This window comes from Pseudomonas sp. GW821-FHT01D09, from assembly GCF_059422465.1.
In genome coordinates, this window is sequence record NZ_JBWKWY010000001.1 from 516,978 (window position 1) to 539,941 (window position 22,964).

Annotated in this window: 10 protein-coding genes; 3 read left to right on the forward strand and 7 right to left on the reverse strand. The window is 63.0% G+C overall.

The features are described 5' to 3' along the window. Positions 1–132 precede the first annotated feature (132 nt). The 3 genes from treS to AC07W7_RS02400 all read left to right on the forward strand — a co-directional run bounded on the left by treS (position 133) and on the right by AC07W7_RS02400 (position 10,064). Positions 133–3,447 (forward strand): maltose alpha-D-glucosyltransferase, encoded by a 3,315-nt coding sequence (gene treS / locus AC07W7_RS02390; RefSeq protein WP_495038566.1) that lies wholly within the window; start codon positions 133–135, stop codon positions 3,445–3,447. Between the two features lie 43 nt (positions 3,448–3,490). Continuing rightward, positions 3,491–5,719 (forward strand): 1,4-alpha-glucan branching protein GlgB, encoded by a 2,229-nt coding sequence (gene glgB, locus AC07W7_RS02395; RefSeq protein WP_495038567.1) that lies wholly within the window; start codon positions 3,491–3,493, stop codon positions 5,717–5,719. 178 nt (positions 5,720–5,897) lie between these two features. Continuing rightward, on the forward strand, positions 5,898–10,064 hold the full coding sequence (locus tag AC07W7_RS02400) for a hypothetical protein (RefSeq protein ID WP_495038568.1): 4,167 nt from the start codon (positions 5,898–5,900) through the stop codon (positions 10,062–10,064). A 9-nt stretch (positions 10,065–10,073) separates the two neighbouring features. Here AC07W7_RS02400 and AC07W7_RS02405 read toward each other — a convergent pair whose 3' ends face one another. The 7 genes from AC07W7_RS02405 to treZ all read right to left on the reverse strand — a co-directional run bounded on the left by AC07W7_RS02405 (position 10,074) and on the right by treZ (position 22,964). Next, positions 10,074–12,650: an autotransporter family protein gene (locus AC07W7_RS02405; protein WP_495038569.1), complete on the reverse strand. Its 2,577-nt coding sequence runs from the start codon at positions 12,648–12,650 to the stop codon at positions 10,074–10,076. 241 nt (positions 12,651–12,891) lie between these two features. Beyond that, a complete protein-coding gene (locus tag AC07W7_RS02410) occupies positions 12,892–13,653 on the reverse strand; it encodes a PIG-L deacetylase family protein (RefSeq protein WP_076961145.1) in 762 nt (253 codons plus the stop codon). Positions 13,654–13,883: 230 nt separating this feature from the next. Continuing rightward, the gene (gene glgX / locus AC07W7_RS02415) at positions 13,884–16,025 is read right to left on the reverse strand and encodes a glycogen debranching protein GlgX (protein WP_495038570.1); all 2,142 of its coding nucleotides are present in this window, start codon (positions 16,023–16,025) and stop codon (positions 13,884–13,886) included. A 96-nt stretch (positions 16,026–16,121) separates the two neighbouring features. Next, entirely contained in the window at positions 16,122–16,352 is a 231-nt protein-coding gene (locus AC07W7_RS02420) for a DUF2934 domain-containing protein (RefSeq protein ID WP_076960989.1), read from the reverse strand. A gap of 23 nt (positions 16,353–16,375) precedes the next feature. Continuing rightward, a complete protein-coding gene (locus AC07W7_RS02425; RefSeq protein WP_495038571.1) occupies positions 16,376–19,129 on the reverse strand; it encodes a malto-oligosyltrehalose synthase in 2,754 nt (917 codons plus the stop codon). Then, entirely contained in the window at positions 19,126–21,210 is a 2,085-nt protein-coding gene (gene malQ / locus AC07W7_RS02430; protein ID WP_495038572.1) for a 4-alpha-glucanotransferase, read from the reverse strand. Before malQ ends, AC07W7_RS02425 begins: the two co-directional genes overlap by 4 nt. Then, on the reverse strand, positions 21,207–22,964 hold the full coding sequence (gene treZ, locus AC07W7_RS02435; RefSeq protein WP_495038573.1) for a malto-oligosyltrehalose trehalohydrolase: 1,758 nt from the start codon (positions 22,962–22,964) through the stop codon (positions 21,207–21,209). The genes malQ and treZ overlap by 4 nt, the downstream gene beginning before the upstream one ends.

The window sequence follows — 22,964 nt, forward strand, 5'->3', positions numbered from 1 at the left end:
AGCGGGCTTGCCCGCGATAGCAGTGTTTCAGTCACGTATCCATCAACTGATCCAGCGCTATCGCGGGCAAGCCCGCTCCCACATTGAGCACGTCCTGTCTGTCAATTTTTTTGAATTATCCAGGAGTTTCCAATGGCGAAGAAACCCAAGGCTGCCACCTTTATCAAGGACCCACTCTGGTACAAGGACGCGGTGATTTACCAGGTTCACGTCAAATCCTATTTCGACGCCAACAACGACGGCATCGGTGATTTCCCCGGGCTGATCGCCAAACTCGACTACATCGCCGACCTGGGCGTGAACACCATCTGGCTGCTGCCGTTCTACCCCTCGCCACGCCGCGACGACGGTTATGACATCGCCGAATACCGTGGCGTGCACAGCGACTACGGGACCCTGGCCGACGCCAAGCGCTTTATCGCCGAAGCGCACAAGCGCGGGCTGCGGGTGATCACGGAGCTGGTGATCAACCACACCTCCGACCAGCACCCATGGTTCCAGCGGGCGCGCAAGGCCAAGCCCGGCTCCAGCGCCCGGGACTTCTACGTGTGGTCCGACGACGATCAGAAGTACGACGGCACCCGCATCATTTTCCTCGACACCGAAAAGTCCAACTGGACCTGGGACCCGGTCGCCGGCCAGTACTTCTGGCACCGCTTCTATTCCCACCAGCCGGACCTCAACTTCGACAACCCGCAAGTCATGAAAGCCGTGTTGTCGGTGATGCGCTACTGGCTGGACATGGGCATCGACGGCCTGCGCCTGGACGCGATCCCATACCTGATCGAGCGCGACGGCACCCACAACGAAAACCTTCCCGAAACCCACGATGTGCTCAAGCAGATCCGTGCCGAGATCGACGCCAACTACCCCGACCGCATGCTGCTGGCCGAAGCCAACCAATGGCCGGAAGACACCCAGTTGTACTTCGGCGAGCAGAAGGGCGACGACGGCGATGAATGCCATATGGCCTTCCACTTCCCGCTGATGCCACGCATGTACATGGCCCTGGCCCAGGAGGATCGCTTCCCGATCACCGATATCCTGCGCCAGACCCCGGAGATTCCGGCCAACTGCCAATGGGCGATTTTCCTGCGCAACCACGATGAGCTGACCCTGGAAATGGTCACCGACAAAGAGCGCGATTACCTGTGGAACTACTACGCCGCCGACCGCCGCGCGCGCATCAACCTGGGCATCCGCCGGCGCCTGGCGCCCTTGATGGAGCGCGACCGCCGCCGCATCGAGCTGCTCAACAGCCTGTTGCTGTCCATGCCTGGCACACCGACCCTGTATTACGGTGATGAAATTGGCATGGGCGACAATATCTACCTGGGCGACCGCGACGGCGTGCGTACGCCGATGCAATGGTCCATCGACCGCAACGGCGGGTTTTCCCGCGCCGACCCGGCCAGCCTGGTGCTGCCGCCGATCATGGACCCGCTTTACGGCTACCAGTCGGTCAACGTCGAAACCCAGGCCCAGGACCCGCATTCGCTGCTGAACTGGACCCGACGCATGCTGGCGATCCGCAAGCAGTCCAAGGCCTTCGGGCGCGGCAGCCTGAAAATGCTCTCGCCCAGCAACCGCCGGATCCTGGCCTACACCCGCGAATACACCGGCGTCGATGGCAAGCCTGAAATCATCCTGTGCGTGGCCAACGTCTCGCGCACGGCCCAGGCGGCGGAATTGGACCTGTCAGCCTTTGCCGGCATGGTCCCGGTAGAAATGCTCGGCGGCAACGCATTCCCCCCCATTGGCCAGCTCAATTTCCTGCTGACCCTGGCCCCTTATGGCTTCTACTGGTTCGTGCTCGCCGCCGAAAACCAGATGCCCAGCTGGCATGTGGAACCGGCCCAGAGCCTGCCGGACTTCACCACCCTGGTGTTGAAAAAACGCCTCGAAGAATTGCTCGAAGCGCCGTGCCGCACCACCCTGGAGCAGACCTCGTTGCCTAGCTGGCTGCCCAAGCGGCGTTGGTTTGCCAATAAGGGCTCAGCCATCGAGCGCGTGCATATCGCCTATGGCGTACGTTTTGGCGATGCCCAGCATCCGGTGCTGCTCAGTGAGATTGAAGTGACCAGCGGCGGGCAGACCAGCCGTTACCAACTGCCATTCGGCTTGTTGGGCGAAGACCAGTTCAGCGGAGCCTTGGCGCAACAACTGGCCCTGGCGCGGGTGCGCCGGGTACGCCAGGTGGGCTTGATCACCGATGCCTTCAGCCTCGACAGCTATATCCGTGCGGTGCTCGAGGGCCTGCGCGCCCAGACCGTGCTCAGCAGCAGCGACGGCGAGATCCGTTTCCAAGCCACCCCCCAACTGGCCGACCTGCCGCTGGGGGATGAATTGCCAGTACGTTACCTGGCGGCCGAACAGTCCAACAGTTCGGTGGTGGTCGGCGAAAGCCTGGTGCTCAAGTTGATCCGCAAGGTCAGCGCCGGGGTTCACCCGGAACTGGAAATGGGCGCCTACCTGACCGCCGCCGGCTATGGGCATATTTCGCCGCTGCTGGGGTCGGTGATCCGTCGCGATGCCGAGGGCCAGGACACTCTGTTGATGATTGCCCAGGGCTATCTCAGTAACCAGGGCGACGCCTGGGGCTGGACCCAGAACAACCTGGAACGGGCCATCCGCGATGAGCTGGCCGAGGCCATGTCCGAGCAGGAGCAGCACTACAACGCCCTGGGTGAACTGGCGGATTTCGCCGGGCTGCTCGGGCAGCGGCTGGGGGAAATGCACCAGGTCCTGGCTGCGCCAACGGCCAACCCGGACTTCCAGCCGCAAGTCACCTCGGTCAAGGACAGCCAGGGTTGGGCCAAACAGGTGGGGGCGCAGATCGCGCGTGCCCTGCAGTTGCTCAAACAGCACCAACCTGAATTGAACCCGGCCGACCAGGCCCTGGTCACTCAACTACTGACCCAGGAAAAGGCGATTGCCAGCCATGTACAGGCCCTGGCGAAAGCCACGGTAGGCGGTTTGCGCATCCGCGTGCATGGTGATTTGCACCTGGGCCAGGTGTTGGTGGTCAAGGGCGATGCCTACCTGATCGACTTTGAAGGTGAGCCCGCACGGCCGCTGCACGAGCGCCGGGGCAAACACAGCCCATACAAAGACGTCAGCGGCGTGTTGCGTTCGTTCGACTATGCCGCCGCCATGGCCCTGAATGTGCAAGGCCAAGGCCTGGAGCACTCGGCCGCCGCCGATGCGGCATGCCAGCGCGTGGCGGAGCGTTACCTGAATCAAGCGCGCCAGGCGTTTATCCAGGCGTATCAACAGGCTACGTCTACACTGGCGCATGACTGGCAGGATGCCAAGGGCGCGCAGGCGGCACTGGCGTTGTTCAGCCTGGAGAAGGCCGCGTACGAAGTGGCCTACGAGGCAGAGAATCGTCCGACCTGGCTGGCGGTGCCATTGCGCGGATTGCACGGGTTGTTGGAAGGTTATTAATGACGGTCAGCCCAAGCGCGCGAACCTCAAGGTGGGAGAAACCATGAGCTTTACACATAAAGAACCGCTGCAATCGAAGTTCGCTGTCATGCCTGCGCCCAAGGACATTGAAGCCCTGGTGCGCGCCGAACATCCAGATCCTTTTGCGATCCTCGGGCCCCACGACGATGAGCAGGGCGGCCAGGTTATCCGCGCATTCCTGCCGGAGGCCTTGAGTGTACAGGTGCTGGCCCGGGACCGCGGCGAAGTGCTTGGCAGCCTGGATACCACCCCGGTGCCGGGCTTGTTTATCGGGCATTTCGCCACGCGCCAGGGCTACCTGTTGCAGATCCAGTGGGCCGGTGGCGAGCAGATCACCGAAGACCCCTACAGTTTCGGCCCGTTGCTCGGCGAGATGGACCTGTACCTGTTTGCCGAAGGCAATCACCGCAACTTGAGCGGTTGCCTGGGGGCCCAGGTGATGAGCGTCGATGACATCCAGGGCGTGCGTTTTGCGGTGTGGGCGCCGAATGCGCGGCGGGTGTCGGTGGTGGGCGACTTCAATATCTGGGACGGGCGCCGCCACCCGATGCGCCTGCGACATCCCGCCGGGGTCTGGGAGATCTTTATCCCGCGCCTGCAAGCGGGCGCCGCCTACAAATACGAAATCCTCGGCGCTGCCGGCATCCTGCCGCTCAAGGCCGACCCCATGGCCCTGGCCACGCAACTGCCACCTGACACCGCGTCGAAAGTCGCCGCGCCGTTACAGGTGGACTGGGCCGATGAGGCCTGGATGCAGGCCCGTGGCGCACGCCAGGCGGCCAGTGCGCCGTTGTCGATCTATGAACTGCACGTCGGCTCCTGGCAATGCGAGCTCGATGAGTTGGGCGAAGTGGCGCGCCAATATAGCTGGCGCGAACTGGGGGAGCGGCTGATTCCCTATGTGCAGCAACTGGGCTTTACCCATATCGAGCTGATGCCGATCATGGAGCACCCCTTCGGTGGCTCCTGGGGCTACCAGCCGCTGTCGCAATTCGCGCCCAGTGCGCGTTTTGGCTCGCCCGATGAGTTCGGCGCCTTCGTCAATGCCTGCCATCTGGCGGGTATCGGCATCATTCTCGACTGGGTGCCGGCGCATTTCCCCACCGATGCCCACGGCCTGGCCCAGTTTGACGGCACCGCGCTGTACGAATACGGCAACCCGCTGGAAGGCTTCCACCAGGATTGGGACACGCTGATCTACAACCTGGGGCGCACCGAAGTCCACGGTTTTATGCTGGCCTCGGCGCTGCACTGGCTCAAGCATTTCCATATCGATGGGCTGCGGGTGGATGCGGTGGCGTCGATGCTGTATCGCGACTATTCACGCAAAGCCGGCGAGTGGGTGCCCAACCGCCACGGTGGGCGCGAGAACCTCGAAGCCATCGACTTCCTGCGGCATTTGAATGACGTGGTCGCCCTGGAAGCCCCCGGGGCCCTGGTGATCGCCGAAGAGTCCACCGCCTGGCCGGGCGTCAGCCAGCCGACCCAGCAGGGTGGCCTGGGCTTCAACTACAAATGGAACATGGGCTGGATGCACGATTCGCTGCATTACATCCAACAGGACCCGGTGTACCGCGCCCATCATCACAATGAGCTGAGTTTCGGCCTGGTGTATGCCTGGTCGGAACGCTTTGTGCTGCCGATTTCCCACGATGAAGTGGTGCATGGCAAACACTCGCTGATCGACAAGATGCCCGGCGACCGCTGGCAGAAATTCGCCAACCTGCGGGCCTACCTGAGCTTTATGTGGATGCACCCCGGCAAAAAGCTATTGTTCATGGGCTGTGAATTCGGCCAGTGGCGCGAGTGGAACCACGACCAGCAACTGGACTGGTACTTGCTGCAATACCCGGAACACCGCGGCGTGCAGAAACTGGTGGGCGACCTTAACCGCCTGTACCGCCAAGAGCCGGCGCTGCATGAACAAGACGCCGCGCCCCAGGGCTTCCAGTGGCTGATTGGCGACGATGCGATCAATAGCGTCTATGCCTGGCTGCGCTGGAGCAAGGACGGCAAGGCGGTGCTGGTGGTGGCCAACTTCACTCCGGTGCCCCGTGAGGCGTACCAGGTGGGCGTGCCCTTTGCCGGCAGTTGGAAAGAGCTGATCAATAGTGATGCCGACACCTATTGCGGCTCCAACTACGGCAATGGCGGCGAAGTGTTCACCCAGGATGAGCCCCACCATGGGCAGCCGGTGTCGCTGGCGTTGAACTTGCCGCCATTGGCGGTGCTGATACTGAGCCAGGCGTGAAGGGGGCGGCTAGGCCATCGTGGTTTAACCACAATGGCCTGACGAACGCGGTTACCAATCTGTCTGGAACATTTTCTTACGTGTGCGCCACATAAGAATGACCAGCGATCAGGCGTAGTTCCCCAGTCCTAATCGTTTTGTCGCTGGGCCGGTGTATCACTGCCAGAGACGAATAATCATGACGCCTGTCCACCTGAATACACGATTTTTGCCTGCTGCCGCTCCCACCTTGCAACGCTCCGACACGCCACCCGCTTCCGAAGGCAATGCCAGCCTGACGTTGGTGCAACCGCCTGCGCCAGCGGCCACCTCACACCAGGCGCAAGTGCGGGGAAAACTCGGTGATCTGGATGAAATACTGCGGGTGCTGCACGCGCTGAACACCCCCAATGCCGTCGTCAATAAAAGTTTGTTTCTCAACAAAGACTCGCCGCTGATACCCGCCAATGGCTCCACCCAACCGGGTACCAATCGGCTGGATAACATGCTCGCGTTTTACGCGATAGTGCCCTCCAACCCCAAGACATCGGAGCAGGTGCAAGCGGCGATTAACGCCGTGGAAGACGCCCGCAGCGAAATTGCCCTGGGCCTGGATGATGCTTCCAGTGATGTGGATGGCTTGTTGCGCAAGAGCAATGATCCAGCGATCCAGGCCTGGGTCGCCGAGCAAGAGGCCAAGTACAAAAAACCTTTGCTCAGCCAGTTGACCGAAGAACTCTCGCCACAGGCCCTGAAAAAAGCCCAGGGCACGCCGGCCGCCGTGCTGGAGCTGATACTCAAATCGCCCAAGGCCAATGAACGGGTTCAGCAGTTGTTAGGAACCCTGGGTGGGGCCGATTTCCCCCTGGATGGCGTGATTACGCCCGGCGTCAAGGTCAAGCTGTTGCTCAAGGCCCTGACCTTGAGCCTGGACCCGCTACAGGCGCGTAAACCCGGGGAGGTGGCCGGCTTTAATCTGGCCTCAAGTGCCCATTGGGGCCAAAGCTACCCGTCGATAAAGTCCGCGTTCAGGCAACACCTGGTCGATTCAAAGCAGTTTTCCAGCGATCAGGCGTCTCTGGCGGCCTATATTCTACAACCCCAGTTCCCGGCCGACTTTGCCGTGCGTGATATGCCGGCGGACCTGCCTTACCGGGGTTCGGCGGTGTGGGTGAACTTCCAGCATGGCGTCAATCTGGCCGAAACAATCAAACCGGGCTCGTCGCGGGGCATGGGTTTTCAACAACTGGTCGATCTGCCTGGCAAGCTCAGCGAGCAAGCGACCACGGACAACGACTGGGCACTTATAACGTCGACCCGGACCCAGGCGACCTTGGAGTGGGCGGTGGCACAAGGTGTACTCGCGCAAAAGGAAAGCTATTCGCCGGAGGATATCAATAAGGCGGCCACTGCATTTGATGAGCACAGTGCCGGTGTGGTCGCGGCAACCGAGCAGATGATGGCCGATGTGCCGATGCGCAAGGACTATTTTGAGCGTATGGAGAAGGGCACTTCCCGTACCGAATTACTGAGCCTGATCAGCCCTATTTTTGCGCTGTACAGGCATGCCAGCGGCGAGAAAATCACCCCCTCGGACATTCTCTATCAATACCCTGTTTATGATGAAGGACAGTTCCAGGGGGCGTTTGACAAATACCTGGCCGACACCAAGGTCGCCTACGGAACGCTTATCCACAACCAATTGGCCCAGTTGCCGCTAAAGGACCGCGAGGCGATTGAACGGGGTGACGTAACGCTGTATGCCCTGCGGACAAAACCCGGCACCGATGAGACAGACGAGGAGAAAAAGGCGGCAATCACACGTCCGGCGTTTATTCTCAAGGCGGTACACCAGGGTGAGACAAACTATTACGAAATGAACCCGGTCAAGGGCATCGCCCGCCGGCGCGACGACTTGAAGCCGATCCTGGAGTCCTACAACCCCACCGATAAAAACTATGGCAAGGATTTTATTTCAATTGACCATACCGCTGATGGTACGCCTTCTGAAGAGTTGGTAGTGCGCCATACCCGCCCCGACAGCAAGGTCGAATTCAAGCAACAGTGGGCAGACTACAAGGCCGGCAAGGGCCCCAAACCCAAGAGCTTTTCCATCGTGGTACCGCAACAGCTCGCGCACTTTCCAGCGGCGGGCAATCCGTCTAAAGATGCGGTGCCGCACACCCTGGCGTCCGAACGTTCAGTGGCGATCACCAAGGCCATTACCACGGATCTGTTTTATGTCGATGAGGACACGCTGAAAAAATGGGCCGAGTCCGACCCTGCCCGGGAAAGCGCGGCACATAAAAACGATGACGCATTTTGGGAGCGGGTCAAAGGCGTCGGCCAGATGGTTATTCCGTTCTGGAGTGGCATCGAGAACCTGATCAAGGGTGATACCAAGCAAGGCATCAAAGACCTGATCACCGATGGGCTGCTGACGTTCGCCGGCCCGGCGGGCAAGTTTGCCGCAGGCTCGGTGCGCCTCGTGTCCACGGCAGGCAAGATCGGCGTGCGGGCCCTGCTGCCAAAATTTGCACCGTTGGTGAAAAAGTTCGCAGGTTCCGTTGCGCGCAACCTCAACCCTCTCGACCCGTTGATGCCCGTGTTGAGTAGCAGTGGGCGTCGTGTGCTGAAGTATCAGGGCGAGGGCCTGAAAAATCTCCAGGCCAGCCTCGGCAAGTTCAAACAGTCCGCGGCCCTTAAACTGCCTGGCCGAGGCCGTTACGACGTTACCCCACAAATTCCCCTGACGCCCAGGCCCATTGGGCAAGGGAAGACGTTGCGGGTGCCCGAAGGGATCTCCAGTGACCAGGCCCGGGTTCTGCAGAGGCACAACCACAGCGACGTGATAATCGGTGACGATGTCTATCGCTATGACCCGAAAAAACCCGAGAGCCTGATCAAACTCGGCGGCCCCGACGATAGCGGGCTATTTGAAGGGTTTGTGCTGACGTGTGGCGGCGGCGGCCGGCGCTTGAAACGCGACCTCAACGACCTGTGCTACACCAAACAGATCGAGCCAGGAGGAACGTCGGTCTTCCAGGACGCCCAGGCCCTTGAACATCGGCGACTGATTCCGGGGGCCGGGCCTGGAAAAGGGCCGCGCACGGTGATCCACGAGCACCGTCGTTACCGCGTCAATGAAGCGGGAAACCAGGAACTGCTGCCGATGGCGAGTGTAGAACCCGTGACCTACAAGCCTCGCACAAGCGGCACGCTGGTCAACGAGCCGGATTTTGGCTATGACGATTTCGGTGTGCCCCGGGCGATCAACCAGGATACGGTGGTGGTCAAGATGGATGCGATCAGCGATATGAGTAATGATCAGCGTGTCATCCGGGGGATCAAGATCAACCATGGCGGCCACCAGTACGTAGTGGTCGAAGCGGATACCGGTGTTCACTATTACGCCGAGCTGACAGGCAACGGGCAACTCGATTTTCACCGGATGACCCGCAATGATGCGCTGGATGTTCAATTCATCAAGCAGTATGACCAATACAAGGATGTCTACGGTTTCGTGGCGCAGGGGCTTCCGGACAATCCGTTGGTGGTGCTGCCCAGCCTTGAGAGCCTGATCAAGAAAATCGTGGCTGACGAACCCATGTCGCCCGCGGAGATCAACCATCTTGCCAGCGTCTTGCAGGGCCTTTCCCCCGAGAAACAGCGCGAAGTCCTGATGGGGGTGTACGCGGCGGGCAACAACCCCGGGCATGTGGTGATCGCGGCCAAACCGATTCGCCTGGCGCCGGTCAAGAAGCCGGCTGACTTTGCCCAACTGTCGGCCGAACAACAGAACCGCGTGTATGCACAAGGGGCGAGAAAAGCGGTTGACGAGCAGTTCCAGGCCACAGGCATCCGCTCAGCCAACCAACAGGTCCCTGGGCTGGCCGGTGAGGCCGCGCGCAGCGAGACGGCGACGGAAATGGTGGGTTGGCTTTATACACGCACGGGCGCGCCGAACTATTCCGAAATGGTCCTGAAGACCGGTGCCGGCAATTGTGACCAGATGGCCAAGGTCGCCGTTGATACGATCAATGCCAGTGGCGGCAGTGCGCGGATCGCCCAGGTCAAGGGCCATACCTTCGCGATTGTCGGTGGGCCGCCGGGGCAACCGCGCAGCAAAGGCTTTGTGGGGCCGGAGTGGGACGACGCCTGGGTCGTCGACCCCTGGGCCGGTATCACCTGCCGGGCAGCCGATTACCCGGCTGCGTTCAAGGCGCGGATGCAGGAGTGGAGCCAGTCGGGCAGGCGCATCCTGATCAGCGATGGCGGGACGCCACCCCGTTCGGTATGGAGCGATCCCATGGAGCCACGCTGGATCAGTGCAACCGTCGATGGCGAAGCCCAAGTGTTCCAATAGTCCATCGTGCTAGAACGCCATCCTGACGCCAACAGTGCCCTGGTGCCCATCCAGGGCATTGCTGTCCAGGTTGCCTTCATAACCCAACTCGCCATACAGGCTGAACTGTCTGGAAACCTGCAACGTGGCACCGGCACTCAGGCCCAGGGTGGTGGATTTCTGCTCGGTATCGATATCCGTGACGTCATTGAAGCGCACCCGGTTGGTCCCGGAGGACGCGTGCCAGACATTGGCGCGGACATAGGGCTGGATCGGCATTGAAGCCAGCAGATAGCTGCCCCGCAGCCTGACCCCGAGCCGGGTGGTGAGGGCCGTGTCGGCTGAAAACGCCACCTCGGAGACCCCATCATGCTCGCGATCGAACCGGGTTTTATTGGCGATCAGTTGCAGTTGCGGCTCCAACTCCCAGTTTTGCGTGATGTGCAGCGGCATGCCCACTTCCACCGAACCCAGTACATCATGCCCCTTGGTCTTGAGCTTGAGCCCCCGATCAGACTCGCTGCTGCCTTTGAGGCGGGTGCCCATCAGCACCACATCGACGTACCAGCCATTCGGATCAATCAAGGTCCAGTACAGGCCCAGGCTGTCACCGCGCAAGGTCGTCTTGCCGGCATCCAGGTGCTGCCAACCTCGGTTGAAGCCATCCACATTGCCCCGCAGGCGGCTATGGCCGACGAAGAACCCCAGGCGCTGCACCTGGTCATTGGCGGTGGTCCAGGCATGCAGATCGCTGCCCACCTGGAAACCGCTGACCGAGCTGTCCAACCGTGGGCTGACCGTGCCGGCATAGGCCTGGCGGCGGCTGTTGCCATAGACCCGGCCCCAGCCCGCCGGGAATGAGCCGGTGCCGGTCTGGCGGCTTTGGTCGCCCATGCGCTCGTGGTAGGTCCCGAGCATGGCCCGTACCGTCTGCTGGGCTGCCGGAAACAGTGTCGAATACACCGGCACTTCGGGGCGATAGAGCGGGATCGGCTCGGCACCGGGCACGGACGTTGGCAAGTCCACCGGTGTGCCCACGGCGGGAACCGGCGGCGGCACCACCGGGTCCTCCGGGTCGGGCAGCGGTGGCGCGACAACGGCAGAGCGCAGGAACCACTGCTGTTCGGAGCCTGCGGTGACGCCGCCCTTGAACAGGAAGTACTCAAACGCCCCGGCGGACACCGAGCCGCCCGCCAGGCTGAAAGCCCGGTCGCTGCCCGTCGCACCGTTGAGGGCCTCGACCAGCTGGATGCCATTGCTCAGGGTCTGGGCCCCAGGTCCGCCCAGGTTGCTGACGTCAAGGCGGGTGGTGCCCTGTAGCGTGCCCTGGTTCACCACCAGTTTGTCACTGGCCGAGCCGTCGCTGCCCAGCACGCTTTGCAGCGCAATCTGGCCGTTGTTGCCGGTGTAGTTGCCATTGACCGTCAGGCTGTCGGTGGCGCTGGTACTGGCGCTGGTCATATCGATCAGGCCGCTGTTGTTAAGGGTGGCCAACTGGCTAGCGGTGAATGGCGTGATGGCTCCCTGGCTAACCAGCAGTACACTGCTGGCGTCGATATTCAAGGCGCCTGTGGCGCTGGCGCTATCACCGAGCTTGAAAGTGCCGGCCAGGGTAAAGCGCGAGCCGTTGTTGAGATTGACCGTTTCCCAATTGATGTAGCGTTCTGCGGTGGCCGATTGGGTGTTGTCAAAGGTCAGGGTGTCGCTGCCCAGGCCGCCATCGATCAAGGGCGTAGGGGCAAGGATGGCTTGCGTCAGGTTCTGCAGCAGCGCCGTATCATTGTCCGCGCCCATATTGACCGTGGAATTGATCGTGCCGGCGCCGATCCAGTTGAACTGGTCGTTGCCGAAACTCATGAGGATCTGGCCATTGATCACGCCGCCGCTGAGGGTCAGCAGGTCGTTGCCCCCGCTGACACTGACGTTGCCGCCAATATAGCCCCCGGAGACCGTGATGGTGTCCAGGCCAAAACCGGTTACCAGGTTGCCGTTGATCCTCCCGCCTAGCAGGGTGTAGAAGTTATTGTCGAGCTTCATATCGACGCGGCCGATGGTGCCCCCGGACTGGGTGGCCACATCGCCATCTTCAAAGGCGCCAACAATCTCGCCATCACTCATCATGAACGTATCCCGGCCATCGCCCTGGGCCACGCTGGCCACGCGGCCGCCGCTTTGCGTGTAGGTGTCGATGCCAGCGCCCTGGCTGATTGCGCCGACGGTGCCGCCGCTGATTTGTACGCTATCGGCCCCATCGCCCTGGGTTACCGGGCCCACCACGGCATTCAGTTCCACGCGCAAAGTATTCGCCCCGTTGCCCATGTTCAGGGCACCCATGCTGCCCGAATGGGCCTGCACCCGATCGTTGCCATCGCCAAAGGTCACCGCGCTGGTGATGGCGCCATTGCCACCGGCGGGCAGGTTGAGGGTGTTATGGCCATTGAGGTCGGTAAAGCCTGGCGTGCTGCCACTGTCGCAGGTGGTGGTGTCGTCGCCGGCGGTGACTGCCGGCGTACACGCTGCGTCGGCCGGTGGCGCGAGGGGGAACATCAGTGTCGCGCTGGCCATCCAGATGCCCAGGTACAGCAGGGAATATCGCCGTGTGCTCATGATCCACCCTCGTTCGATGGGAGATGACGTCTTGCCGCCTGCAAGGGCAGGCACGCTCAGGGCCATGGCAACGTGAAGCACGATAACGAGAAGGGACAGCAGGTTTCCTGATCGTAAAACATCGCCAGTGCAAGGGGTTGGCATGGCTTTCTCGACTGCACCTGAACCTGTGCAGCGCTTGTTTCACGTTAGCAACCGGCGGGAAGGCCCGCTACTGTCAGAATTAACAGGTATAGACCAGTTACAGGAACACAATCTCATAGGGTTCACGCATGCGCTCCAGCAGCACCGGCGGTAGCATCGGCGCCAGGCCGATCAGCGGGTCGCCAAGCAACTGGCTGGCATAAGCGTGGGCTGCGTGGCGTTTGCGCGCCACGCTCCAGGTGTCGAGGCGCACCTTGCGCGCGCACTGCCAGGGCATGCGGCCGGCGTCGCGGGCGGGCCAGTGCCAGGCCCAGATCGGCAACTCCAGCAGGCGCGCGCCGGTCTGCGCACAAGCGATGGCGGTAGCCCGGCCGACAGCATCATGGTCGTCATTGCCATCATTGCGCCAGGTGGTAAACACCACATCACCGGGTTGCAGGTAGCGTGCAATAAATTGGCTCAAGGCGGGTTCACGGGCGGCCAGGGCGTTGTCGCAAAAGCCGCCGCGAATCCACTTCAGGCTGTGCAGGGGCAAGCCAAGGCGGCGCAGGGCCTCGACACTTTCCTGGGGGCGAAACACGCTCAGGCGCTGCGCCGACCACTGGTTGGAACCCGGATGGCTGGCACTGCCGTCGGTGATCGAGATCAGCTTCAAGGGGTAATCGAGGGTGCTGAGCAGTTGCAGCAAACCGCCGCAGGCCAGCACTTCATCACCGGGGTGGGGGGCAACGACAACAACGCGTGAGCCAGGAGGCACCAATAGGGAAGGGCTGATGGTGGGGATTTGCGCCAACTGCGGCGCACTGTTCCAGATTTGCGCCGGCAGGCGGCGACTGTCGTGCAGAGGGGCGGGTTTGATCAATGTCACGTCCTTGTCCTGATGATGCAGGTCGTACCCCGTTGACGGGTCGACTCTCCTTTTTGTCGCTATGGCGCAAGGCCATTACGGCACGCTGGCGCTCCGAATCCTGGATTGCCGTCTATGAGTATTGTTCATAGCCGGGGATTCGTCGCGCCGTCGTCGGGCAAAATCGTATTTTTTTCAGGGTGAGTGCATCAGGCCCTTGGTAGAAACACGTCGAGCCCTTTTCACGCCGCTGGCTCATGCTGCAGTTCAAACAGCAGCAGCGAACGCCCGGTCACGGCGTATTCGTGGTCAAAATCGAAGCGCTCCTGGCCGCTTACGGCCGGCTGGTGGGTGTCGACCATGCAGGTCCAGAAGCCGCCATCCGGCACCTGGGGCAAGCGGAAATTCACCAGGTCGTGGTGCGCGTTGACCACCAGCAGCAGCGTGGCATCGGCGCCTGGCCGGCGAATTCCGGTTTCCTGGGCGCGGCCATCCATCAGCATCCCCAGGCAACGGCCCTGGCTGTCTTGCCACTGTTCAATGGTCATTTCGTTGCCGTCGGGGGCCAGCCACGTCACGTCTTTGACCCCAATGTCTTCGTTATAGTCGCCCACCAGGAAGCGCCCGCGCCGCAGGATGGGGTAGGCCAGGCGCAGCTTGATCAGGCGCTTGACGAACGTGAGCAGCGACTTGCCGTCTTCATCCAGGTCCCAGTTGACCCAGCCGATTTCACTGTCCTGGCAGTAGGCGTTGTTGTTGCCGTGCTGGGTGCGCGCGAATTCGTCACCGGCCACCAGCATCGGCGTGCCCTGGGCCAGCAGCAGGGTGGCGAAGAAGTTGCGCATCTGGCGCAGGCGCAGCGCGTTGATCGCGGGGTCGTCGGTCGGGCCTTCGACGCCGTGGTTCCACGACAGGTTGTTATTGCTGCCGTCCTGGTTGTTTTCGTCGTTGGCTTCGTTGTGCTTGTCGTTGTAGGACACCAGGTCGTGCAGGGTGAAGCCGTCGTGGGCAGTGATGAAGTTCACCGAGCTGTAGGGCCGGCGCCCGCGCTGGTTGAACATCTCGCCGGAGGCGGTCATGCGCCCGGCAAAGTCCGCCAGTTGGCCGTCATCGCCTTTCCAGAACGCGCGCACGGTGTCGCGGAAACGGTCATTCCATTCCACCCAGCCTGGCGGGAAGTTGCCCACCTGATAGCCGCCGGGGCCCACATCCCAGGGCTCGGCGATCATTTTTACCTGGCGCAGCACCGGGTCCTGGCGGCAGGCGACGAGGAAGCTGTGGCGCTCGTCAAAACCGTCGTGATAACGCCCCAGGATAGTCGCCAGGTCAAAGCGGAAACCATCCACATGCATCTCCGTGGCCCAGTAACGCAGGGAGTCGGTGACCATTTGCAGCACGCAGGGGTGGCTCAGGTCCAGGGTATTGCCGGTGCCGGAATCGTTGATATAGAAGCGTTTGTCATCGGGCATCAAGCGGTAGTAGGAGGCATTGTCGATACCGCGCATCGACAGGGTCGGGCCCTGCTCGTTGCCTTCGGCGGTGTGGTTGTAGACCACATCGAGGATCACCTCCAGCCTGGCTTCGTGCAGGTGCGCGACCATTTCCTTGAACTCGGCGATCTTGCCGCTGGCCAGGTAGCGCGGGTCGGGGGCAAAGAAGGCGATGCTGTTGTAGCCCCAGTAGTTGGTCATGCCTTTTTGCAGCAGGTGCTGGTCATTGACGAAGGCGTGGACCGGCAGCAACTCCACCGACGACACGCCCAGTTGGCGGATATGCTTGAGCACATCGTCGACCATCAACCCGGCGCAGGTGCCACGCACCGCCTCCGGGACCGAAGGATGGCGCATGCTGATGCCGCGCAGATGGGTTTCGTAGAGGATGGTGCGGTCCCACGGCGTGCGCACCGGCTGGTCGTTGCCCCAGGTATGGGCCGGGTCGATGACTTTGCATTTGGGCACGAAGGGCGCGCTGTCGCGCTCATCAAAGCTCAGGTCGGCATCCGGGTGGCCGATGGTGTAGCCAAACAGCGCTTCGGACCACTTGAGCTCGCCCACCAGTTGCTTGGCATAGGGGTCGATCAGCAATTTATGGTGGTTGAAGCGATGGCCATTGGCCGGGTCATAGACCCCGTACACGCGGTAGCCATAGATCAGCCCCGGGTGGGCGTCGGGCAAGTAGCCGTGGAAGGTCTCGTCGGTGTATTCCGGCAGTTCGATGCGCTCCAGCTCGACTTCGCCGGTGTCGTCGAACAGGCACAGCTCGACCTTGGTGGCGTTGGCCGAGAACAGCGCGAAATTGACCCCCAGACCGTCCCAGGTCGCGCCGAGGGGGAAGGGTAAACCTTCACGAATCCGCGACGGCTCGGTATCGGGTGTCTTGCTCATGGTGGTGCTCCTGCAAGGTTTTTTCAGGCCAAACGGGGCCCGTGCTGACATCAGGTCAGGTCAATCATTGCGTTGTGTACCGGCGCTTGAGGTGGGTCAGCCGGCGGGCTTGCGCGGGGCCCGGGGTTTCTTGGCCACGGCGGGTTTTTCCGCAGGCGGTTTGGCCTTGGGCTTTGTGCTGGCCTTGGGTTTGCTGGGGGTCTGGGCCTCGGCTTCGGCCAACTTGCGGGCCATTTCCCAATGGCGGGCTTCCTGGCCTTCGGGCTTACCTTCAGACTCCCAGATCTGATACGCGAATTCACGAATGCGTTTGTCTTCGGTGCTCATCGCAATGCTCCTCACAGAGAATTTCAGCTTTCTTGATCGTCAGAATGGATAAAGACATTCACCGGTATATCCCTCAGGGCAGCGCTGATCAGTAGCTCCTTGTTGGGTGTGACTGCACCGGTTTGCAAAAGTCCCTTCCAGTTTTGCAACGTGACGTCGAACGGTAATGTGATCCGGGTATCGCCCCACACTTGCGCATCCACCTGGGGGCACGCGCTGTTTTCAAGCAGGGTGTGGGTCCAGCGTGGCACCACCACCAACAGCCACTGGCCCTGATACTCGCGGCTGAAGGTGACAATCCGTTGGGCATGCCTGCCCAACACGGGCAGCGGCACATAGCGCCCCCTGGCAAACAGCAGCGGGTGGGCCTTGCGCAGGTTCAATACCTGGGCGATCAGCGCCTGCTTCAAGTGCCCGTCACGCCAGCGCTCAAGCAAAGCGTGCGGGGCTGTCGCCAGTGCCCGTTGCCGGGCATTGAAATCCACGGCCCGCCGGTTGTCGGGGTCCACCAGGCTCAAGTCCCAGAACTCGTCGCCCTGATACAGGTCCGGCACGCCTGGCACGGTGTTGCGCAGCAAGGATTGCGCCAGCCCGTTCAAGGCGCCAGCGGGGGCGATGGCCTCGGCGGCCGCGTGGATCGCCGTGCGCAAGGGCAAGCCGCTGGGCTCGAGCAGCAAACGGCTGAGGAAGGCTTCGACACCCTGCTCGTAGCTATCGTTGGGCGCACTCCAGCTGCTGTGCAGCTTGGCTTCGCGCAGGGCTTTTTGTTGCCACTGCCAGAGGCGCCGCTGATAGTCACCGGTGTCCTGCAGATCCAGGTCCAGGGGCCAACTGCCCAGCAGCACCTGATAGAGAATCAGCTCATCAGCGGCCGACGGAATGGCTAGGTCATCGCGCAAGGGCATGGCCAGGGTGCGCCAGTGCTGCACCTGCTCGGCATACCACGGCGCGCACTCGCTGAGCACCGCCAGGCGCGCGCGGCTGTCTTCGCCGCGCTTGTGGTCGTGGCTGGCCGTGGCCAGCAGATTGTCGGGGAAGGTCTGCAGGCGCTGCTGGTTGGCGGCATGGAAGTCGGCCAGGGGCGCGCTGAATTGTTCGGTATTGAACCCCACATCATTGCGCGCGAGCAGCACCGCCGAGCGATAGAGTGCAGTGTCTTCCACGGCCTTGGCGGCTGTCGGCGAGGTCAGTTGCTGGAAGCGCACGCAGGCATGCTTGAGGCGCTTGCGCGGTTGCCCCCAGGCGCGCTCGCGCCAGGGTTGGCCGCCGAGCCATTGTTGCAGGTAGTCGAGCACCGGCCAGTCGGCCTCGCTCAAGGTTGCGCGGGCACCGGCCAGGGCCTGTTGGAACACCGCCTCGTCAGCCGCACTGCGGCCACAGGCGCTGATATAGGTGCGGTACACCGGGAAGTGCACAACCAGCGCCTGCAAGGCGCGACGGATCGCACCCAGGGTCAGGTCACGGCTCATCACATCGGCACGGGCCACTTGCAGCAGGGCCTGGGCCACGCTTTCAAAATCCCCGGCCAGGGAGCCGTTGAGGATCTGTTGCCGAGCCAGGTGCGCCTCCTCGATAAATGCCGAGGGCCGCTCGCTGGTGGCGCTCCACAGCCGGGCCAATGCCTCGAACCCCTGGGGATCGTGCTGCATCAGCGACACCTGGTTCATAAACTCATAGCCGGTGGTGCCGTCGACCTGCCAGTCTTCGCGCAGGGTTTCGCCGCTGCCGAGGATCTTCTCGACAAAGATCGGCAAGTGCCGGGTTGGCGACAACCCGTCCACGCGCCGGCGCAACTTGCGGCAGTAGCCACGGGGATCGGCCAGGCCGTCGATATGGTCGATACGCAGGCCATCCACCAGGCCCTCGCTGATCAGCTGGAAAATCTTGCGGTGGGTGGCCTCGAACACCATGGCCCGTTCGACCCGCAGGCCGCCCAGCTCGTTGACATCGAAAAAGCGCCGCCAATTGATGTCATCCGCCGCCGTGCGCCAACTGGCCAGGCGATAGGCTTGCTGTTCCAGCAACTGATGCAGGCGCGCGAAACCTTCGGCCTGGCGCCCATCAAACAGGCCCAGGGCGTGTTCGATGGCGGCCAGGTTCAAGGGGCTGCGGGCCTGTGCGGCCAGTTCCTGTTTCAGGCTGGCGGCCAGGGGCCAGGCATCGGCCTGATAGGCCAGGGCGCTGAAGCGGTCGGCGAGGTCTTTGAGGGGAGGGTGGCTGCGCAGGATAGCGCCATAGTCACGGGGGCAGATCGGAAAATGGTGCTCGTAGTGTTCGACAAAAAAACGGCCCTGGCCCGGATCGAAGCGCAGGGGCAGCGTGCCGCTTTGCAAGGCTTCGCCGTAGTCGCTGCCGAGAAAGGGCAGCAACAGTTGGCCCTTGAGCAGCGGGTCCGGCGAGTGCCACTGGATATCGAAGAATTCGCTGTAGGGGCTCAGGCGCCCCCATTCCAGGAGGTCCAGCCACCAGGGGTTGTCGCTGCCGCCAACCGCCATATGATTGGACACGATGTCCAGAATCAGCCCCATGTCGTGCGTGCGCAGGGCCGCCACCAGGCGGCGTAGCGCCGGCTCGCCGCCCAGCTGCGGGTTGAGCGTGGTCGGGTCCACCACGTCGTAGCCATGCATCGAGCCGGCGCGGGCCTTGAGCAGGGGCGAGGCGTACAGGTGGCTGATGCCCAGGCGGGCAAAGTACGGCACCAGCGGCACCGCGTCGTCAAGGGTAAAGCCCTGGTGGAATTGCAGGCGTTGGGTGGCCCGTAGCACAGGGGCGTTCATCGGTCACGCTCCAGGGCCTGCTGGCGCGCCACCGCCAGCAGTTCCAGGCGGCGTGCGGCGTTGTCATCGTCGAGCAGGTGCGTGGCATCCCCCGGCAGGCGGCGGCGCCAGTTGGGATGGGTGTCGAGGGTGCCGGGCAGGTTGGCTTGCTCCAGGGTGCCCAAGGCATCTTCCAGGGGCAGCAAGACCAGGGGCGCCCGGGTATGGCCGAGGTAGCGCACGCTGGCATCGAGCAGGGCGTCGGTTTCGTTGCGCAGCGCAGCGCCAAAGTTCTGCGGATCCTGGCTCAAGGCCTGGCGCAGTGCCGCGCGTTCGCGCTGGCGGTGTTCGCTCCATTGCTCCACCGTGGGCGTATCGATCAGCCCCAGCTGTACATTCCACTCGATATCGCGGTGGTGCCACCAGCCATTGAGTGTCGGCAGGTCATGGGTGCTGGTGGTGGCCAGGGCGTTGTCCGGCCAGTCGAGGATCGGCGTGAAGCGCCCGCCATGGTCCTGCTCGAACAACAGCACGCGCATGCCGAGCATGGCGCGGGCGCTGAGTTTTTCCCGCAGGCCCTCGGGCACCGTGCCCAAATCCTCGCCCAGCACAATCGCCCGGTGGCGGCTGGACTCCAGGGCCAGCAGGCGCAGCAGGTCGTCCACCGGGTAATACAGGTACGCGCCTTGCCTGGGCGAGGCGCCCCTGGGGATGACCCACAGCCGTTGCAGGCCCATCACATGGTCGATCCGCAAACCGCCGGCATGGGCGAAGTTGGCCCGCAGCATTTCGATAAACGCACGGAACCCGTTGCGTTTCAGGCCTTCGGGGGAGAACGCAGAGATGCCCCAGCCCTGGCCGGCGCGGTTGAGGATATCCGGTGGCGCGCCCACGGTGAGGTCGGCCAGCAGTTCATCCTGGCGGCTCCAGGCCTGGCTGCCGGCGCCATCGGCCCCCACCGCCAGGTCGGCAATCAGGCCGATACCCATGCCACTGCCGCGAGCGGCTTGTTGGGCGCGTTCCAGGCAGCGGGCGATCAGCCATTGGGTGAAGGCGTAGAAGCCAATCGCTTCGCCTTGCTCGGCCGCAAAGTGCGTGAGCGTGGCGCTGCCCGGGTCGCGCCAGTCTTCGGGCCATTGGCGCCAGTCGAGGCTTTCGCCCTTGGCGGCGCGCTCGGCCTGCACGGCCTCGAAACGGCAGTGGTTTTCCAGGGCCTCACCGCCGGCCTGGCGAAAGCTCAGGAAGTCGGCCTGTTGCAGGTGCTCGCCCTGGCGGAAGTCGTCGTACAGGGCACGCAGCAGGCGCTGTTTGGTCTTGGCGGCGGCGGGCCAGTCGATCAGGCTTTGTTGTTCCAGCTCTTGCAACTCATCGGCCAGCCCCGTGGCCTCAATGGCGCTGCGCCACGCCCGTTCACCGAGGATGCACGCCGGCGAGGCATACAGGCTGTTGAGGAACAAGCGACTGGAAGGCGAATACGGGCTATAGCGCTGGGTATCGGCACTGAACATGGCGTGCAGGGGGCTGATGGCCAGGGCATCGACACCGCGCTCAGCGGCTGCGCGGGCCAGTTGCTCCAGGGCCTGGGTATCGCCAAAGCCACCATCGCCACTGCGGCGCAAGGCATACAGCTGCACGCTCAGGCCCCAGGCGCGGGCGGGCTGGCAGCCCACCGCCTCGGCGACGCTGAAGCAACGCTGGGGGGCAACGGCCAGGGTGAAGGACTGCCCGGCGACCTGCACCCGCTGGTAGCCCACGGGCAGGATGCCGGGCAGCCTGGCCTGGGCATCCAACTCAAGGTCCAGGGTGCTGCCGTCCTCCAGATAAACCTGGCACGGCGTGCCGGGGGCAAAGTGAGCGGCCAGGTCGAGGCTGCTGCCCACGTCTACGGTCAACAGCGGTGCAAGATGGCGGTCTTGCTGCGTGCGTTCCAGGGCTTGCAGGCTGGCGGCGATGGCTTCGTCGGTGTCGGCGGGGTGGCCAAGGCCATTGAGCACGGCGCGCAGCGCGTCGGCGCTGACCTGCTGCGCTCGGCCATTGGCGTCGATCCAATCCACCGCCAGGCCTGCACGGCTGGCGAGGCGTTGCAATTGCGCGTCGCTCAAGGGTGTTCTCCAACAGAGGATGAGGGGGCGCCCGGCGTCAGGCTGGCGTGGGCAGAGAAGGGCGTGAGCACCCCAGGGGCGCCGCTGGTGCTGAACAGCGCGATAGGGCCGGCCGGGTGGTGCAGGGTGGCCGGGCTCAGGTTGAGGTCGATCTGCAACACGCGGCCATTGCCCAGGCGCCAGCGTGCCGACAGCGCGCCCGGGCCCAGGACCTGCGCGCCGAGGGCCATACTGCCGGGCAGATGGGGCACGATATGTTGCCGGCGCAGGCCCAGCAATTGCCGATACAACGCCGCAGGCGCCTGGGTAAACCGTGGAATGGAGCGTTCAAAGGTCTGCAGCGCGTTGGGGTCGGGGATCTGCGCGCGGCGCTGGGGGTCGCTGAAGGCCGCGAAGTCGGCAAACTCATTGCGCCGGCCTTCGCGCACGGCCTCGGCCAACGCGCCGTGGTAGTCGGTAAAAAACAGGAAAGGCTGTGCGGCGTTGACTTCCTCGCCCATAAACAGCAACGGGATCATCGGCGACAGCAACAGCAAGGTCGTGGCCGCCTGCAACGCCTGGGGCGAGCACAGTTGGTGCAGGCGCTCGCCCAGGGCGCGGTTACCGACCTGGTCGTGGTTCTGCAAAAACAATACAAAGGCACTGGGCGGCAAATGCCCGCTGGGCTCGCCGCGCCGGGTGCCGTGGCGTGTGGTCTGGCCCTGGTAGATAAAACCTTCACCCAGGCAGCGGGCCAGTTTGGCGGTGGGGTCATCGGCAAAGTCGGCGTAGTAGGCGTCGGTCTCGCCGGTCAACAGCACGTGCAGGGCGTTATGCCCATCGTCGTTCCATTGCCCATCGAAGCCCTGCTGCAACAGGCTGGCCTGGTTGAATTCATTTTCCAGTACCAGCCACACATGGCGGCACGGGTCCACCTGTTCGCGCACCCGTCGGGCCAGTTCCTGGAGAAATGGCGGGTCGTTGATGGCATGCACCGCATCCAGGCGCAGGCCGTCGAAACGGTATTCGAGCAACCACATCAGGGCGTTTTCGATAAAGAAATCGCGCACTTCGCGGCGACGAAAGTCGATCCCGGCGCCCCAGGGGGTGTGGGTGCCTTCGCGGAAAAAACCGCTGGCATACTGGCCCAGGTCGTTACCGTCGGGGCCGAAGTGGTTGTAGACCACATCGAGGATCACCGCCAGGCCATGCTCATGGGCGCTGTCGATCAGGTGCTTCAACTGGTCCGGCGTGCCCAGGGACGCTTGCGGCGCGTAGGGCAGGACCCCGTCGTAGCCCCAATTGCGCTCACCGGGGCATTGCGCCAGTGGCATCAGCTCAATGGCGGTGACACCCAGTTCGGCCAGGCGTGGCAGGTGCTGCTCCACTGCGGCATAACCACCAAGGAGCCCCACATGCAGCTCATAGATCACCGCTTCATGCCAGGGCCGCCCTTGCCAGGTGCCGTGGCGCCAGGAGTAGGCCAGCGGGTCGACCACCACGCTGTCGCCATGCACACCCGCGTGCTGGAGGCGTGAGGCCGGGTCCGGCACATCGCGCTCACCCTCGATGTTGAAGTGGTAGCGGGTGCCGGCCGGGCAGGGCAAGGTGACAACAAACCAACCCTCGGCCTGGGGCAGCATGGGCACCGACTGGCCACCTTGCAGCTCGACGCTGACGTAAAAGGCATCCGGCGCCCACAGGGCGAAGCGGGTGTGTTGCGCATCCTGCAGGATCGCGCCGTGGGGCCATGTTTCCAGAGTCCGTGACGGCAT

Bases quoted from the DNA above. Each gene is read 5' to 3' on its own strand.
- glgX (WP_495038570.1), bottom strand. From the start codon at position 16,025: ATGAGCAAGACACCCGATACCGAGCCGTCGCGGATTCGTGAAGGTTTA.
- glgB (WP_495038567.1), top strand. From the start codon at position 3,491: ATGAGCTTTACACATAAAGAACCGCTGCAATCGAAGTTCGCTGTCATG.
- AC07W7_RS02425 (WP_495038571.1), bottom strand. From the start codon at position 19,129: ATGAACGCCCCTGTGCTACGGGCCACCCAACGCCTGCAATTCCACCAG.
- AC07W7_RS02405 (WP_495038569.1), bottom strand. From the start codon at position 12,650: ATGAGCACACGGCGATATTCCCTGCTGTACCTGGGCATCTGGATGGCC.
- treZ (WP_495038573.1), bottom strand. From the start codon at position 22,964: ATGCCGTCACGGACTCTGGAAACATGGCCCCACGGCGCGATCCTGCAG.
- treS (WP_495038566.1), top strand. From the start codon at position 133: ATGGCGAAGAAACCCAAGGCTGCCACCTTTATCAAGGACCCACTCTGG.
- AC07W7_RS02420 (WP_076960989.1), bottom strand. From the start codon at position 16,352: ATGAGCACCGAAGACAAACGCATTCGTGAATTCGCGTATCAGATCTGG.
- AC07W7_RS02400 (WP_495038568.1), top strand. From the start codon at position 5,898: ATGACGCCTGTCCACCTGAATACACGATTTTTGCCTGCTGCCGCTCCC.